The 17,319-nt window shown below is 59.8% G+C and carries 9 protein-coding genes; 5 read left to right on the top strand and 4 right to left on the bottom strand.

Features of this window, described 5'->3' with window-relative positions; translation table 11 throughout:
- Positions 1 to 70: 70 nt before the first annotated feature.
- Together G3M56_RS11130 and G3M56_RS11135 are read right to left on the bottom strand one after the other, a co-directional pair.
- The gene (locus tag G3M56_RS11130; RefSeq protein ID WP_164365095.1) at positions 71 to 877 is read right to left on the bottom strand and encodes a PDZ domain-containing protein; all 807 of its coding nucleotides are present in this window, start codon (positions 875 to 877) and stop codon (positions 71 to 73) included.
- A 66-nt stretch (positions 878 to 943) separates the two neighbouring features.
- Positions 944 to 1,705 carry a DUF2939 domain-containing protein gene (locus tag G3M56_RS11135; RefSeq protein ID WP_164365094.1) on the bottom strand — a complete coding sequence of 254 codons (762 nt, stop codon included), beginning with the start codon at positions 1,703 to 1,705 and terminating at the stop codon, positions 944 to 946.
- 113 nt (positions 1,706 to 1,818) lie between these two features.
- Here G3M56_RS11135 and G3M56_RS11140 point away from each other — a divergent pair, with 113 nt between their 5' ends.
- From G3M56_RS11140 to G3M56_RS11150, 3 genes are all read left to right on the top strand, one after another.
- Positions 1,819 to 2,370, top strand: coding sequence for a hypothetical protein (locus tag G3M56_RS11140; RefSeq protein WP_164365093.1), 552 nt, complete (start codon positions 1,819 to 1,821; stop codon positions 2,368 to 2,370).
- A 274-nt stretch (positions 2,371 to 2,644) separates the two neighbouring features.
- Entirely contained in the window at positions 2,645 to 5,002 is a 2,358-nt protein-coding gene (locus G3M56_RS11145) for a TonB-dependent receptor family protein (RefSeq protein WP_235203402.1), read from the top strand.
- Positions 5,003 to 5,420: 418 nt separating this feature from the next.
- A complete protein-coding gene (locus G3M56_RS11150; RefSeq protein ID WP_164365092.1) occupies positions 5,421 to 6,395 on the top strand; it encodes an NAD(P)-dependent oxidoreductase in 975 nt (324 codons plus the stop codon).
- A 471-nt stretch (positions 6,396 to 6,866) separates the two neighbouring features.
- Here the strand turns inward: G3M56_RS11150 and hrpA are convergent, their stop codons facing one another.
- On the bottom strand, positions 6,867 to 10,613 hold the full coding sequence (gene hrpA / locus G3M56_RS11155; protein WP_164365091.1) for an ATP-dependent RNA helicase HrpA: 3,747 nt from the start codon (positions 10,611 to 10,613) through the stop codon (positions 6,867 to 6,869).
- Between the two features lie 453 nt (positions 10,614 to 11,066).
- Here hrpA and G3M56_RS11160 point away from each other — a divergent pair, with 453 nt between their 5' ends.
- The gene (locus G3M56_RS11160; RefSeq protein ID WP_164365090.1) at positions 11,067 to 11,513 is read left to right on the top strand and encodes a hypothetical protein; all 447 of its coding nucleotides are present in this window, start codon (positions 11,067 to 11,069) and stop codon (positions 11,511 to 11,513) included.
- Positions 11,514 to 11,735: 222 nt separating this feature from the next.
- Here G3M56_RS11160 and G3M56_RS11165 read toward each other — a convergent pair whose 3' ends face one another.
- A complete protein-coding gene (locus G3M56_RS11165) occupies positions 11,736 to 12,287 on the bottom strand; it encodes an REP-associated tyrosine transposase (protein ID WP_164365089.1) in 552 nt (183 codons plus the stop codon).
- Between the two features lie 787 nt (positions 12,288 to 13,074).
- Between G3M56_RS11165 and G3M56_RS11170 the strand changes: the two genes are divergently transcribed.
- Positions 13,075 to 16,941: a TIM-barrel domain-containing protein gene (locus G3M56_RS11170; protein ID WP_235203403.1), complete on the top strand. Its 3,867-nt coding sequence runs from the start codon at positions 13,075 to 13,077 to the stop codon at positions 16,939 to 16,941.
- Positions 16,942 to 17,319: the final 378 nt, after the last annotated feature.

The following is a 17,319-nucleotide window of genomic DNA, read 5'->3' on the forward strand; positions in this document are numbered from 1 at the left end:
TGCGGCATACGTATGGGCATACCCTCCGCACACCATAACCCACTGAGCTTTAACCTCCAAACCACCACCATTAACGCAACGGCACGTCGTTGGACTCCAGCCAATCGTGGAACAAGTCGGTCGCACTGCGCTCAAAATTGTCCAAATTGCGGAAGTACTCACGGCGCTGACGCCCAAGCACTGCGGGAATCTCGATTTCGCCCTCCCCTTCACGCAATACTTTGAGGACTACCTTGCGCCCTCCCCCACGTTTGAAAATGTGCCGGTAAAACGACAGATCACCGTGAAGCGTGTTGAGGTCCACATCATCGATCATCAAGATCCGATCCCCCACCTTTACTCCCGCGGCCTCCGCCGGCTCGTCCGAGACCACACGGTCCACCTGCACTGCATAACGTGGCTTGCCCTCGGCAGATGGAAAAACCACCAGGCGGTGCTGCACTCCGAGAAACCCGTGGTTGGGGCCAAAATCTGAAAACCTCACCGCCCACAGCACTAGCAGCTCACGCGCACGCTCCCATTGTTCCGGATCATCCGACTCGGCATACGTTCGCAGCAACTCGGCAACCAGGGCTTCGCTGTCCTGTCCCTCGACAAACCGGCGCTCCACTTCCTCCTCCGCACCCAGGCGGATCGTGGCATTCTCTCCCCCCAACTCGGCTACCAGACGTTTGGCATCGAAGTCTTTCAGCGAGACCTCCGCCGCAGGGGCATCGTTCTCAACAACACCGGCATCCTCAGCCGGATCTGCTTGACTCTCTTCTACGGCGGCCGCATCCGCAGCGCCGGCAGCCCTCAGGGGAGCCGCATCCTCAGGAGCGGCTTGGGCAGTCACCAAACAACATCCCGCCGCCACCGCGTACGTGTGAAATTTCATCCATCTGATCATCGCGCGCAGTATGGTACCGAATCCGCCCCGCCCGCAAGTCTCAAGCCACAGTGATCACTTCGATTCGATGCGCTCGAGCACATCCTGGCTCAGCCACAGGTCGTTCATCCGCGCGGGCTGCCACAGGCTATCGGAGGAAAAAACCACCCACCCGCTGCTGGTACGCAAGCGCCAGTCGGTCAGCCCACTAACCCGCAGCCAGCCATTCCACTCAAACTCAGGCGCCGCAATTTCTTCCCCCTCGTTGGTCGCCAGTTCATGCAACCCCTCGGGCGTCAGCATGGATCGCACCACCTTTTTCACCAACCAGCGCCGTGACTTACGCGCTCCGGCCTTCACCCAGTCGGCCACATTGCTGGGCGGAACTGTCGAGCGCACCGCATCCATGCGCACAAAATGATCGTCCAACTGCGACTCCAGCGACTCCTTGAGTTGTGGAAATTCCACCATCCGCTCGATCCGCGATTCGTCGCCCGAAACCACCGCCGCACGCACCATCGCCATCTGCACCGCCCACCACACAGGCAATACCAGCAAAACCACCAACGCCAATCCCCGCACCCAACGCCACGTACCCCGGCGCTTCTTCTCTACCGGAACGACCACCATCCACAACAACAACGCCACAATCGCCGCCACTCCGCCGCGAACCCACATCGGACCATCCACCATCTCGCTCACCGCCATGCCCGCGCAAACCACCACGATCCCCAACACCACGCTCACCAGCTTGGCGAGCCATTTGAGATCGGCAAACCAGCGCTGGCTCAAATGAGCCACGACGACCACGGAAAGAAACGCAACAAGATCCATCATGCAGGGTTCCTCCATCTCACAGACCACGGGTAATGGAAACCACAAATATCATCACACCACCACGTCACGGATCCACTTGCATTGCCCGCTGAAATCCGATTCCCTACAGCACCATGAAACCACGATTCCTTTCGCTTCGGTCATGCGCCTTGGGCGCTCTGACTCTGGCTACCACATTGGCCACACCACTCCACGCCCAGGAAGCGGCGCCGGAAGAAACCGACCTCAAGAGCCGCATTTGGGGGTACACATCCCCTGCCGGCACCTACGAAGTACGAGTCGATCACATCTCGTCGATCTCCAAAACCGAGTACCTTATCGAAGGCAACATCATGGTCTACGAAGTCACTATCGATACCATCGGCCAAACCACCGCGCGCTTCTACTACGGCGAGCCATGGACTCCGAAAACCAGCGTCGGCGCAGTGGAAAACGCCACCAACCGGGCCCGTGACATCGGAAACACTCTAAACCAGCGCGCCGGCCAGGTGAGCGGACAGGTCGACCGATTGGTGATCAAGAACTACGGCCCGCCTAACACCACCCACGCCAAAACCATCGAGTTCAAGGTCGCCAACCGCTCGGAGCTCAACCAAGTCTACCAAGCCGCCCGCAATTCCTGGATCAAAGGCCGCGGGCGCAATATGAGAGTGAAAGACGAATAACACCGTCAGCTCCTCACGGCACATGCGATCCTCCCTCGCCAGGATCCCGAATTCCCCCTCAAACACCCTGCGGCAACCCACATTGCCGCAGGGTGTTTGTTTTTAGCACCTTACGAACCAGACAAACGACCTCGACAACCCGACCGCGCCCCAACGCACGACATTTTTTGCATGATTTTACCAACTTTTACTTGATGATGAGATTCAGTCGCATTAGTGAACCAAGGTCGGCGCCACGCTCGGTGACGCCGACTTGGTTCAAAAATCCATCGCTATGAAACACACATCCAAAGTTGTCGCCTCCGCGACTATTGTTGGTTGCGTTGCACTGGCCTCCCAGATGAACGCACTCGCCCAGACCGGAGAAGTCACTCCTCCAGCGGAAGCTGTGCCTGTGAGTGAGTCCGTCATCAGCAGCGATGAAATGCTCAGCCCTCTGAGCGTGGTCGGAAGCGAGGATCAGATCTTTGAATTGGTAGGCTCGGCTGCTTACATCGCGGATCAAGTCTTCCGCTCGCAGAACTACCAAAACGTAAACCGCATTCTGGCTCGTGTTCCTGGTGTCTACGTTCGCGAGGAAGACGGCTTCGGTAATTTCCCGAACATCTCGATGCGCGGAGCCAATGGCGAGCGCTCGGAAAAAGTCACGATGATGGAGGACGGCATCCTCACCGCACCGGCCCCCTACTCCGCACCGGCAGCCTACTACTCTCCACGAGCCGCACGCATGAGCGGAATCGAGATCCTCAAAGGCTCGAGCCAGGTGCGCTTCGGCCCACAAACCACCGGTGGTGTGATCAACTACCTCTCCACACCGATCCCCGACAACGGCCCGGACGCGGCACCGGCCACCACGACGGCTAAAGGCGGCAAAGCTGTCGCCGCCGCACCTCAAACAGATTCCGCCAACAGCGTACCAAACTTCTACTGGCGCTCGACCTTCGGCACCGACAACACGTTCTTCAACCACGGCTATTTTGGCGATACCGCCTACACCGACGCAGGTGCCTTCGGCTACCTGCTCGAACTCCATCAGCACTCGACCGATGGCTTCCGCGACATCGACGGTGGCGGTGATTCCGGGTTCATGCTGATCGAACCGATGCTCAAGTTGAGCTGGAGCCCTAACACGGCGATGAATCAGCGCTTCGAGTTCAAGTACGGCTACTCCGACTTTGATGCCGACGAAACCTACCTCGGCCTGTCTGAGAAGGATGTGCGCGAAAACCCATACCGTCGTTACAGCGGCACCAAGTTCGACAACATCAAGTCGAAGCAACACCGCACCTACCTCAAGTACCAGTTTGAACCGACCGACAACAGCCGCTTCGAAGTGGCCGGATACTACAATCAGTTCAAGCGTAACTGGTACAAGATCCGCAAAGCCGATGGCGAAAGCATGGCCACCGTGCTCGCCAACCCAGCGCTCTACCCATCAAGCTTCGCCGCACTGACAGGTGAGGGCAGCGACGCACCGACCACACTCGGCATCCGCACGAACAACCGCACCTACAAGTCCTACGGCGTGCAGGCCGCTGGTGATGTGGACTTCACCACCGGCGACGTCGCTCACACCCTGGGCTTCGGCGCCCGCTTGCACTACGATGAGATCAAACGCTTCCAGCGCGATGATGTCATCAACCGCAGCACGTCCGGTGCCTTCACCGGGATCGACCGCGGCGCGGATGGCTCCGGAGGCAACCGCGAACAGGATTCGACCGCGCTCGCTCTGTGGATCGAGGATTCCATCACCATCGGAAACCTCACGCTGCGTCCAGGTGTGCGCTACGAAACCATCGACCAAAGCTACACCGACTACGCCAGCGATTCATCGTTCACCAAGACCGATGGAGCCGACGGCAACATCCACTACTGGGCACCTGGCATTGGGTTCAACTACGCCCTCAGTGACAGCAACCGTCTCTTCGGTGGCGTCTACAAGGGCTACTCCACCCCGGGACCACGCGCCACGCTCAAGGGCGGTGTCGACTTCGAAGAGAGCCTCGGTTACGAGCTCGGCCTGCGCAACCGCGGCCAGACCGTGGCGGCTGAAATCGCCGGCTTCTACTCCGACTTCGACAACCTGATCGGATCGGACGCCGGACTCGGTGATTCCTCCGCCACCAACGCAGGAGCAGCCGATGTCTACGGTATCGAAGCTCTCGTCTCCTACGATGCGCTCGGCAACAGCACATCGGGATACTCGCTGCCGCTCTACGCCTCGGCCACCTGGACCCAGACCGAGATGAAGAGCTCGCTTAACAGCGACAACGACCTCTACTCCGGTGCCTTCCCTGGCGCGGAAATCCCATACGTCCCCGAGTGGAAACTCGCCGGCGGCATCGGATTCTCCACTGGCCAGTGGGGCGTGAACCTCGACGCGAGCTTCGTCAGCGAGGCCTTCGGCACCGCGTCCAACCTCGACCGCCCGGACACCACGTCCCTCCAAGGCAAAATCGACGACGCACTCGTCTTCGACCTCTCGGCCCACTACCAGCTGACCGAGAACGTGCGCTTGCTCGCCGGTGTGCAGAACCTCTTCGACGAGACCTACATCGTCAGCCGTGCGCCCGAAGGCCCACGCAACGGTGCACCTCGCCAGCTCTACGGTGGCCTTGAGATGACGTTCTAAGAACCTACTCAGACACCGTGGCCGGGTGGCGACCCGCACGAAACCGCCACCCGGCCCATCACTTTCCATCTGGATAATGGGAGACGGACTTTCAGCCAGTCCGTCGGTTGCAGCATCCCTCGCAGTGGGTCTCCCCCACCGCGAGGGATGTTTTTTTTGTATAGATCCTGCACTCTGGCTGCCTCCCATGCCGGTGGGGACACCGTCGCTCCGATACAACTAAGTAACGCCACGGCGGTTCGATCTCGCGGCCGAAGTACCGACTGCTACACCTGAGCTCAGCGCCCATCCCTCCCGCCATCCATAAAACTTAATCACCTAACCACCTAAAACCTTCCCCCAACCACCTTTTCTATTATCTGCCGCTTCCAATCAGTTGAATCCTGTCCATTCTGTTCCAACCAGCCCCTCCTCCCCGATGAAACCACGTCTCGCCTTCTTCCACTCCCAGATCACCGAATCGCCCGCTCTCTCCGATGACCTGGCGCACCTCGAGTCGCTGTGCGACGTGACCTATCATCCATTCCTTGTCGGATCTCCGGAAAAGCTCGCCGAGCACGCGGCCGCGGCCGAAATCATTATCGCCAACGACGTCGCCCTCACCGCCAGCGACCTGCCATCATTTCCCAAGCTCCAGCTCGTCTCGCTGCTCGGCTCCGGCTACGACATGATCTCTCTAGCAGACACCCGTGACCGCGGCATCACCGTCTGCAACGAACCGAGCTACGGCGCCACCAACGTCGCCCAACACGCGCTTGCACTCATCCTCGAGCTCTGCCACCGGGTCGGCGACCAAAACCAAGCACTCAAAGCCGACGGCTGGCGCACGCCTCGACGCCAAATCATCGCCGACCACCCAATCCTCGAACTCGACGGCCTCACTCTCGGACTGATCGGCTTTGGCCGCATCGCCAAAAAACTCGCCACCGTCGCCGCCGCGCTCGGCATGCGCGTGATCGCAGCAAGCTCGCAATCCGAACAAACTCTGGCTGAATTCGGTGTCGGCAAAGTCACGCAGGACGAGCTCTTCGCCACCTCTGATTTTATCTCGCTCCATTGCCGTGCGTCGGAATCTACTCGAGGCCTGGTCAACGCCCGCCTGCTCGGATTGATGAAACCCACCGCATTTCTCATCAACACCGCCCGGGGCGAACTGATCGACGACCCCGCTCTCTTCGCCGCTTTGGACAACGGTACCATCGCGGGCGCCGCCATCGACGTCCTCGCCCAGGAACCCCCAGCCGACGACCACCCACTCGTCGCCCATCCACGCTGCATCGTCACCCCACACATAGCCTGGAACAGCCAACCCGCCCGCGAACGACTCGTCAAAGCCACCATTCACAACATCGAAGCGTTCCTCAACGGCTCGCCTGTGAACCAGGTGAATTAGGGCAAGGTTTTACGTAGTTAGGTGATTAGGTTTTAAATGCCGGGATCCGGCGGTTCTCGCATCACTTGATCGAGGAGCATCTCCTCGCGCTGGTGACCCGGCTCCGCCTCCAATCGGAAGCGGCGACCCTCGCCGCACTCCAAGACCCACAAACTAACACAACAAGAACACCATTATAAAACACCACCGCCGCATGCCAGCTTTTGGGAGTGCAGTGAGAATCACTGCTTTGTATCGGCCTCAAACCAAACGTCGTACCATTCCCCTCCAGCATGACATTCCTCACCCGTCCTCAGGAATTGCCTGAGGGCCTACGTCTATCGTTTACCTCGGCGCCCCCACACCCGGCTACGCCCGCAATCGAAAGCGGCGATCCTCGCCGCACTCCCAAATAAATCCTCCCCATCCACATCATCTGAGGATCACACCATCCTATCCATCTGCGGACTTCCCGCCCATCCGCAGAGCCCCTCACGCGCCGCCGGCATCGAGTGCCTTGCTGATGCGCTTGGACGACACTTTCCCCATCGCCGTGACCTTGGAGGAGAAGAGCGAAACCCGCCACTCCTGCAACTGCCAGCCGATCTCATCCCACACCGGCGACGCCACATCCTCCATCACCTTGGCGAACCAGCGTTCGTGGTGCGGATAGAGTTGGTCCATCTTTTGCAGGTCTTTCATGATTGGCTGCGACTGCAATCGATCGATCCGCTCAGCCATGGCGGCAAAGTACGCCGGGTAACGCGCAAACCACTGCGCACCCGCCCGCTGGATGAATCGCGGACGCATCAACCACTCGAACTGCTCGGCCATGTCGTCGGCGACTTCGCCCAGGTGACGGTCGCCTCGGTGCTTCTGGATGAAATTGGCCACCACCTGGTAGTGTTCGGCCACGCCGTCCACCCACTTGGAAGTCATCTCCGCCGACGCATAAAGCCCCGCCCGCATCTTCTCGGCCGCCGCGGCAAATGCCTCCGCATCCCGCGGCAATGGAGTCCCCAACGCGTGTTCGATGGTCACGTCCATCAGGTCGTCCTGGTTGGTCTTGGGCGCGCTGCCCATCACCGGCAGCATCAGCTTCCCATTCATCGAGAACGGAAACTTCTTCCGCACCCACGCCACTTGATCCGGATGGGCGAAACTGGCCAACCGCACACAGCCGGCACGATGACTCGCCCCAGCTTCTCCGGCGGTAGCAAACACACGCACTCCGACAAACTTGCCCTCATCGACCAGCGCGGGATACGCCTGACCACTACCCACGGCAATCGCCGCCGGCAGCGCATCGCACTCCCACTCCTTCATCCCGCTCACCTCCCAGCCGGAGTTGGCTTGTTCGTCGAAACGGTCGGCGAGCAAGTCGGCCAACTGCTCACGGATGGCACCCACATCGCTGCCCATGGCCAGCTCGTTGCCCTCGTCATCGCAGACCCAGATCTTGGTCACCAGCTCGTGCGGGATCCGTTTGAAATCAAATGCCGACGAATGGATCAACCGCCCGGTACGCTCACAAAGGAATGCCGCCAGCGCCGACTCGATCGCTCCGGTCTTTTCATAACCGAGCCACTGCGCAACAAACGCATCCACTGAATCTGCAATCGGTTGGCAGGCGATGCGATCCGCCTTCGGCAGCGAGCGCACCAGAATCTCGACCCGCTCCGCAAGCGCCCCGTCCACACCCCAGCCCGGCAGCCAATCAGGGAATCCGGACAATTGGTCAATGTGCACACCGAGTGTCACGCCGTCGTCATCCGCTCCCGGTTCGCAACGGTAATAAACCGCGTAACTCGTATCGCCACAGCTGATTTCATCAGGGAACCACGACGCCTCATCCTCCGACACGCCGCCGAACACGCAATCCTCCAGCGTCACAAACAGACACTTGCGATCCTCCTTCGGCAGTCCCTTGCGCCAGCGATGGAATGCCTTGGCGGTGCACATCCCCTCGGGGATCACATTCTCGAAAAACTGCAGCACATAATCGTCGGACCACAGTTGCCCAGGTCGGCGCAGTTTGTGCTCAAGCGCGGCCACCTCGTCCTTCATGGCGTCGAGATGTTGCAGGAAATCCGGGCGCGACTTGAGGCCACCGCCCAGGATTCCGTCGCAAATGAAGATCTCACGTGCCTTGGCGGGATCGATCCGCCCGAAGTGCACCGGCCGCTCGTCGACGACAATCAACCCGCCGCTGACCACTCGTTCTTTGGCGTAAACCGCGCCCTGACCGACATCCCACGCCGCCGCGTAATACTGGCTGCGGCACAGGTGCGGCGCCACTTCCTCGATCCACGCCGGATCCAGACTGGCGCACTGACGCGCCCACAGACGCGACGTTTCCACCAAGTCGAACCCAAGGATCCACTCGTGGCGCTTGTTTGTGTTGAACAACCCGGAGCCAGGGAAAATCGCGAAAAGCTTCCCGCCCGCGCCGCGGTAAGCGCGTTCGCCCTTGTCCCACCATCCGATCTGGCGCGGCACTCCGGTAAGCATCGCCTTGTGCACCGCATCGTATCCGGCCCCGCCCTCGCGCGATGGATCCACCGCGCCGACATGCCACTTGAACGCCTGACGGCAAACCGCCAGCAACTCGTGGTGCAGGTTCGCCCACTCCATCACCCGCCGGAAGTTGAGGAAATACTTGCCGCAGAACTTACGCAGCTGGTTCATCTTCCAGCGCCGCCCATCGCGGAACTGCATCAGATCGCGCCACAAATGCACCAACGAGAGGAAGTCCGAGCGCTCGTCATTCCACTGGGCGTGCGCTTTGTCCGCTGCCTCCTTTTTCTCCCGTGGGCGCTCACGCGGGTCCATGATCGTCAGCCCCGCCACGATCACCGCCACCTCAGGCAGCGCACCATATCGCTCGGCGGCCAACAACATCCGCGAGAGCTGCGGGTCGGCAGGAATGCGCGCAAGCTTGCGCCCGATCTCGGTGAGTTCGTCGGTCTTCTTGTCCAACGCCCCGATATCGCACAGCGTCCGCCGCCCGTCGTTGATCGCTTTGGGCGATGGCGGGTCGATGAACGGGTACTCGCGGATGTCCCCAAGGCGCAGCGACTTCATCTGCAAGATCACCCCCGCCAACGACGATCGACGGATCTCCGGGTCGGTGAACTCAGGCCGCCCGAGAAAGTCCTCCTCGTCGAACAAGCGGACACAGATCCCTTCCATGATACGGCCACAACGCCCCATCCGTTGGCGCGCCGACGCCTGACTGATCGGCTCGACCTGCAGTTGCTGCACACCTTTGCCCGGTCGGAAGCGACTGATGCGAGCGACTCCGCTGTCGACCACATAGACAATGCGCGGAATGGTCAGCGAGGTCTCGGCCACGTTGGTTGCCAGCACAATGCGACGGCGACCCTTCGGCGGCGTGAAAATCATCCGCTGCTCGTTCATCCCCATGCGGGCAAAAAGCGGTAGCACATCGGTGCGCGGCAGATTCCAACCCGCGATCAAATCGGCAGCTTCACGGATCTCGCGCTCGCCCGGCAGGAAAATCAAAATATCGCCGACCTTGTCGACGTCGTTGATCCAAGTAACCGCGCGCCCCACGTGCTGGGCCAGCGGCTCGCTGTCGCGGTTGGGCGGCAAATAATGCACGTCTACCGGGAACGTGCGCCCTTCCACTTGGATAATAGGAGCAGCGATCTCGCGCTTGGCATCACCGAAGAACTCGGCAAAACCACCGGCATCGAGTGTGGCGGAACTGATCACCACCCGCAGATCTTTGCGGCGGGCGAGCAGTTGTTTGATATAGCCGAGCAGGAAATCAATATTGAGGCTGCGCTCGTGTGCCTCGTCGATAATCAGAACGCTATACTGATTGAGATTGCGGTCGCCCCGGGTCTCGGCGAGCAAAATCCCATCGGTCATGAACTTGACCCGAGTGTCCTTCGACGTCTGGTCACTGAAACGGACCTGGCAACCGACCAACCCACCAACCTCGGCACCAAGTTCATCCGCCACGCGACTCGCCACGCCGGTCGCCGCAATCCTTCGCGGCTGGGTACAACCGACCACGCCGTTGAGCCCGAGCTCCGCCGCCACCTCAAGCGCCATCTTCGGCAGCTGAGTCGTCTTGCCCGACCCCGTATCCCCCACCACCACAACCACCTGGTGGTCGCGCATCGCCGCCATGATATCGGCACGCCGTAAACTCACCGGCAGATCCGGATAGACAATCTTTGGCAATGGCTTGGGCTGGGCGTCTGACATGAGCCGCCACTATTGCCGCCGCCGGCCGCCGGTTCAACCAGCAACACGTGTGTTGCTGGGCCGCCTATGGGGCATGTGGGAGTGCAGCGAGAATCGCTGCTTTGTCTCGACCTGAGCTCTTCCAACGCACCTTTCCCTTTCACCGTGCCATTCCTCCTCCGCAGAACGCCCAATCGCTGGTGGGTAGGTCCCGCGTCCGCGGGACCGACAAAGCCAACCGTACGGAGCGCAGCGACCAAATCTCCATCCTCCCGGCTCCGCCAGCAATCAAAAGCTGTGATTCTCACAGCACTCCCCCCCCCACAAATCCGACAACCACCCTACCGCCGGCATGCGTATCCCATCGTTAAGGGAAGGCGATGTGTCTGCACATCTCGTCACTCGCCGTGCCAATCGGTTCACGCACCCGAACTCCTGAAAACTGCCCACTAGGAACTAGCAAACTAATACGCCATGACCCTCGACCGCCTACTCGCCATCTGTGAAGGACTCGAAGATGAGTTCGACGGTAGCCTCGACGCCCTCGACAACCGCCTCCACCGCTTGGAGGAAGAGTTCGAAAACCGAGTCGCCGCTCTTCAGGACCGCTACCCTAGCGACCCAGACGTCGGCGCACTCCAGCATTTGGACACCGGCCTGCGCCGCACACTGCGACTCCTGCGCGGCAAACTCACCGCCATCCAGGAAAACGGCGACAACCTGCTCGAAGAACTCGGCCCCGAAGTGCTCAAACACGCCCCCGCCATCCGCGAAAAACTCGCCAGTTGCTCGGACATCGAGCAAGCCGCCATCGAGATCCAAAAGGAAATCCACGACTCCAGCGCCAGCTTCCGCAGCTTCATCAAAGGAATGCTGATGTGGAAAGATTCCCCGGAAGAACACCTCGAGAAAAAAGAGTGACGCCAGCCCCGCATGCCAGCTTTTGGGAGTGCAGTGAGAATCACTGCTTTGTATCGGCCAGGGACCGCCGCCGCACCTTTCCACGTCATCGTGCCATTCCTCCCCCGTCCTCAGGAATTGCATGATGGTCTGCGTATACCATCTAGCACAACGCCCACCACTCCTGGCTCCGCCTCCAATCGAAAGCGGTGATCCTCACCGCACTCCCAAAAGGTCGCTCAGTTAAAAGTCGTCGTAGTCTGCGATCCGATCAGTCTTGAACGTATCTACAACCCGCTGCAGCGCGGGCGGTGCCTCCTTGGCAAACCAACTGGCAGAACACCAAGGATACTCCGTCGCTACTTTCACCAGCCCATGCTTCACAGGGTTCCTCTGCACGTACGCCAAGCGCGCCAGATATGACCTCTCATAGGTCAGTCGCTTCTCCCAGTAGTTGTACCAAACCTTGCGGCCCTCTGCCCCATCCCATCGGTTTATCATCACCGCCGACTGCCGGTGCACGTCCCCGATGAGTCTGCTCAGCGACGCGGCAGAGCCATCCGGCGAAGCCCCTACGAAGTGGTAGTGGTTGGAAAAGACAGCCCACGCCTGAATCCGCCACCCCGCCTCATTCGCCCGATCCAACAGCAGGTTGCTCAACATCCGCAGTTGCTCCCGTGAGCGAAACACATGCTCTTTGCGGTAGGTCCCCGCCGTCACCATAAACACACCCGGCGAATTCAAATAATGCGGCGGATGGTGCGGCCAAACGATTTCATTCTCTTCTCGACCCATAATCCACCAACTAACACCGAAAGCACACCATTAGAAAAACCACCGCCGCATGCCTGCTTTTGGGAGTGCAGTGAGAATCACTGCTTTGTATCGACCAAGAACCACCGCCGCACCTTTCCTCTCCAACATGCTATTCGTCCCCCGTCCCTAGGAATTGCCTGAAGGTCTGCGTCCATCGGTTCGCACAACGTCCACCACTCCCGGCTCCGCCTGCAATCGAAAGCGGTGATCCTCACCGCACTCCCACACCAATCCTCCCCATCCACATCATCTGCGGATAGTGCCATCCTGATTATCTGCGGACGCCCCCCGAACCCGGCGCGCCGATCACCAATGCCGATACTCCTCGGGACCTCTCCTGAAAGGAGAACGCAAACCAGCCCAGGGTAAAAGGGAGCGCCAGCGACCCATACCCTGGGTCCCCCGCCCCGCGGACAAAGGCCAAGCCTTGCCGCACGGATTCACCAAAGCTGGCAACCCGCAGGCCCTAGGATCCGCTCCGACAGTTCACGGCAGCCTATACCGAAAGACTCCACTCCCGGCTCCGCCTCCAAGCTAAAGCGGTGATCCTCACCGCACTCCCAAACCAATCCTCCCCATCCACATCATCTGCGGATAGTACCATCCTGATTATCTGCGGATAACGCCCTCCATTTCACCAGCGAAATCCATCACGCCCCCCTCCCCGCCCCCCATCTGAGGACTAGGCGGATTTGGCGGGCAAGGAGCTCTTGCCGATGCAGGGAATTGGGGCATGTTGCGTGGTCCGTTTAGTACTCACCACGTTATGAATTTCAAAGGATCCTGCTCACTTGGGGCCAGCGCGATGCTGGCTCTTTTGTCACTGAACGTCGGCCAACTGGAAGCACTGGCAGCCGAAGCCAGCGCGGTTCAGGAAGCGGCCGAACTCGATTTGAAGGTGCTCGGCGCAAAGCAAATCAACCCGACCACCGTCGAGTTTGTGCTCACCAGCCAGCGCCGGATGACCATGGATTTCTACAGCGACTCGATCTTCCGCTGGTTCCGTGACGATCAGGGCGGGATCCTGCGCGATCCTGTCGCCGAGCCACCAGCACAAATCCTCGTGGACCAGCCACGTGCCGAAGTCGGTGCACTGACCCTTGAGAACGAATCCGGTGTTTTCGCCGTCAGCACGTCCAAAGTGCGCGTCGAGGTGGACGCCGCGACCGCCCGCGTGAAGATGACCCGCATCGCTGATGGTGCGGTTTTGTTTGAGGAAGTAACTCCCGTTGAGTTCGACCGCAAAGGGGTGAAAGTGACCCTCACCGAGCGCGACGACGAATACTTCTACGGTGGTGGCGTCCAAAACGGCCGCTTCTCCCACAAGGGCAAGCTCATCGACATCGAAAACCAGAACAGCTGGACCGACGGCGGAGTCGCCTCCCCGAACCCATACTTCTGGTCGACCCGCGGCTACGCCATGATGTGGCACACGTTCAAGAAAGGTCAGTACGACTTCGGCTCGAATGACAGCGGTCAGGTGAAGCTCACCCACGAGACCGACTACCTCGATGTCTTCGTCATGGCTGGCGAGACTCCGGCCGATCTCTTGGACCGCTATTTCCAACTGACCGGCAAACCGGTGCTGCTGCCTAAGTTCGGCTTCTACCTCGGTCACCTCAACGCCTACAACCGCGACTTCTGGAAGGAAGTCGAAGAAGACGGCATCCTCTTCGAAGACGGCAAACTCTACAAAGAGGAACAGAAGGACAACGGCGGCGTGCAGGAGTCGCTCAACGGCGAGAAGGACAACTATCAGTTCTCCGCACGTGCTGCGGTCGAACGTTACGAAGACCACGACATGCCGCTGGGATGGTTCCTTCCTAACGACGGCTACGGCGCGGGCTACGGCCAGACCGACACATTGGAAGGCAATATCGAAAACCTCCGTGAGTTCGGCGAGTGGGCACGTGAGCGCGGCGTCGAGATCGGGCTTTGGACGCAGTCGGACCTGCACCCGAAAGCTGACATCAGCGCCCTCTTGCAGCGCGACCTGGTGCGCGAAGTGCGCGACGCCGGTGTGCGCGTGCTCAAAACCGACGTCGCCTGGGTCGGTGCCGGATACTCGTTCGGATTGAACGGTATCGCCGATGCAGCCCAGCTGATGACCTACTACGGTAACAACGCCCGCCCATTCATCATCACGCTCGACGGATGGGCCGGCACCCAGCGCTACGGCGGCGTTTGGACCGGTGACCAGACCGGCGGCAAGTGGGAGTACATCCGCTTCCACATCCCGACCTACATCGGTGCCGGACTCTCCGGTATGTCCAACATCTGCTCGGACATGGACGGTATCTTCGGCGGCAAGGACCTCGTCGTGAACACCCGCGACTACCAGTGGAAAACGTTCACCAGCATGCAGCTGAACATGGATGGCTGGGGCTCGAACCCGAAATACCCACACATCCTCGGCGAACCGGCTACCTCGATCAACCGCTGGTACCTCAAGCTCAAAGCCGAGCTCATGCCCTACACCTACAGCATCGCCCGCGAAGCCGTGGACGGCCTGCCTATGGTGCGTGCCATGTTCCTCGACGAGGTGAACCCATACACCCTCGGCTCCGCCACCCGTTACCAGTTCCTCTACGGTGAGGACTTCCTCGTCGCCCCGATCTACCAGAACACCCGTGCGGATGACGAAGGCAACGACGAGCGCGATAACATCTACCTGCCTGAAGGCCAGTGGATCGACTTCTTCACCGGCGATGTCATTGCCGGCGGCCGCATCATCAACAACTTCGACAGCCCGCTCTGGAAGCTGCCGACCTTCGTTCGCCGTGGCGCGATCATTCCTAAGAACCGCCCACACAACGACCCGGCCGAGATCGACCTCACCGAGCGTATCTACGAGTTCTACCCATATGGCGAAAGCGCCTTCACCGAGTACGACGACGACGGATTGACCGAGCAATACAAAGCCGGTGCCTTCGCCGAAACCGAGATCACCTCGGTGCAGAACAAGGACCAGGTGAAGATCTCCATCCAGCCAACCCGCGGTAGCTTCGATGGCTTCGTGAAGGAAAAGTCGACCGAACTTCAGGTAAACCTCACCGCAGAACCATCAGCAGTCACCGCCACGATCGGCGGCCAGACCGTGACATTGCAGAAAGTCGACACAGCCGAGGCTCTCGCCTCCGGCTCGAATGTCTACTTCTACGATGCCGCTCCTGAACTCAACCGCTTCGCTACGCCGGACACCGAGTTTGCCAAAGTCAGTGTCATCAAGAATCCAGTGCTCCACGTCAAACTCGCCAAGACCGATACCAGCGTCAATGGCGTCGAAGTCCAGATCGACGGCTACCGCTACGATCTCGGGGATCCATTCCTCGCGTCCACCGGCGAACTGACCGCACCAGAACCGCAGATCACCGACGAAAACACCAAGCCATACACCCTGGAACCAAGCTGGGAGCCGGTCGCTAATGCCGACTACTACGAGATCGAGTTCCAAGGCATGAACTACTCGACCATCCGCCACAACAGCTTCCTCTTCGAGAACCTGAATGTGGAGACCGAGTACAGCTTCAAGATCCGCTCGGTCAACAGCGAGTCCACATCCGACTGGGTCGCCTTCACCGGCACCACCAAGGCGGACCCATACGAGTTCGCCATCAACGGATTGGTCGCACGTTCCACCGCGGAAGATCAGGGTGGCTCGGGCATTGCCAAGCTCTTCGACCGCGACCAGCTCTCCGGCTGGCATACCAAGTGGGGCGAAAAAGCCGTACCATTCGAGTTCATCGTCGACCTTCGCTCGGTCAACCTGCTCGACAAACTCCAGTACATCCCGCGTGACGATGCCAGCAACGGCACGCTGTTGGAAGGAACCATCTTCCACAGCATGAACGGCCGCGACTGGACGGAAGCCGGTGCCTTCACCTGGGAGAAAACCGGCGACACCAAGGAGTTCGTCTTCTCCGAGCAGCCGAAAGCTGGTTACGTGAAGATCGCGGTGACCAAGGCCGTCGGCGACTTCGGCTCGGGCAACGAACTCTACATCTTCAAGGTGCCGGGCTCGGAAAGCTACATCCCGGGCGACATCAACGAAGATGGTGCCATCGACTTCAACGACCTGACCTCCTACGGTAATTACACCGGTCTGCGCCAGGGCGACTCCGACTTCGAAGGCTACATCAGCAAAGGCGATATCAATAAAAACGGCCTCATCGACGCCCTCGATATCTCCTACGTCACCACCCGCCTCGAAGGGGGCGCCCAGCCACAAACCGATGACAAACCAGTCGCCGGCACCCTCGAAATCAACACCGACAAGGAGCAATACCAGGCCGGCGACAAAGTCGAGATCGCCGTCAGCGGCAAGGACCTCGTCTCGGTCAACGCACTGAGCTTCGCCCTGCCATACGATGCCCAGAAGCTCACCTTCGAAAGCATCGAGCCTGTGGCCATGAAGCAGATGGAGGACTTCACCAAAGACCGTCTCCACGGCAATGGTCAGAAGGCCCTCTACCCGACCTTCCTCAACCTGGGCAACCAGGAAGTCCTGGAAGGTAGCGAGACGCTCTTCGTGATCACCTTCACCGCCAAGGCCGCCATCGACGCAGCCCCACAGGCGAAGGACGGAATCCTCGTCGGCAAAGACCTCGATTCGACCAACCTCTGGGCTGAGTAACCCCTCATCCCATCCCGTTTCCCTAATGGGCGGTGACGCATCAGTCGTCACCGCCCATTTTTTGTGCCTGCTGCCGCCAAAGTTACAAAAATCCGATCCGCCGCCGTCGGTCCTGCGCACAGGAGCTTAGCAATATTGGTTGGGACGTCGGCATCCAGCACACAACATCACAACGGACGTTATTGATTGAGCTGGCAATCTGATATCATTTGAACGGTCAAATTGGTGGAGAGCTTTTCCGCGTGAGGCAAGACGCGAACCGCGATGCCTGCGGGCTACCCTAGCTGTGCGGAACACAGCATCACTCAAGAAGATCCCGCCACGATCACTTCCTTTGCTCAACATCCCTCTGATCCCACCCTCATCGATCATGCCAAG

Origin of the sequence: Sulfuriroseicoccus oceanibius, assembly GCF_010681825.2 — a bacterium.
Lineage (GTDB): Bacteria > Verrucomicrobiota > Verrucomicrobiia > Verrucomicrobiales > SLCJ01 > Sulfuriroseicoccus > Sulfuriroseicoccus oceanibius.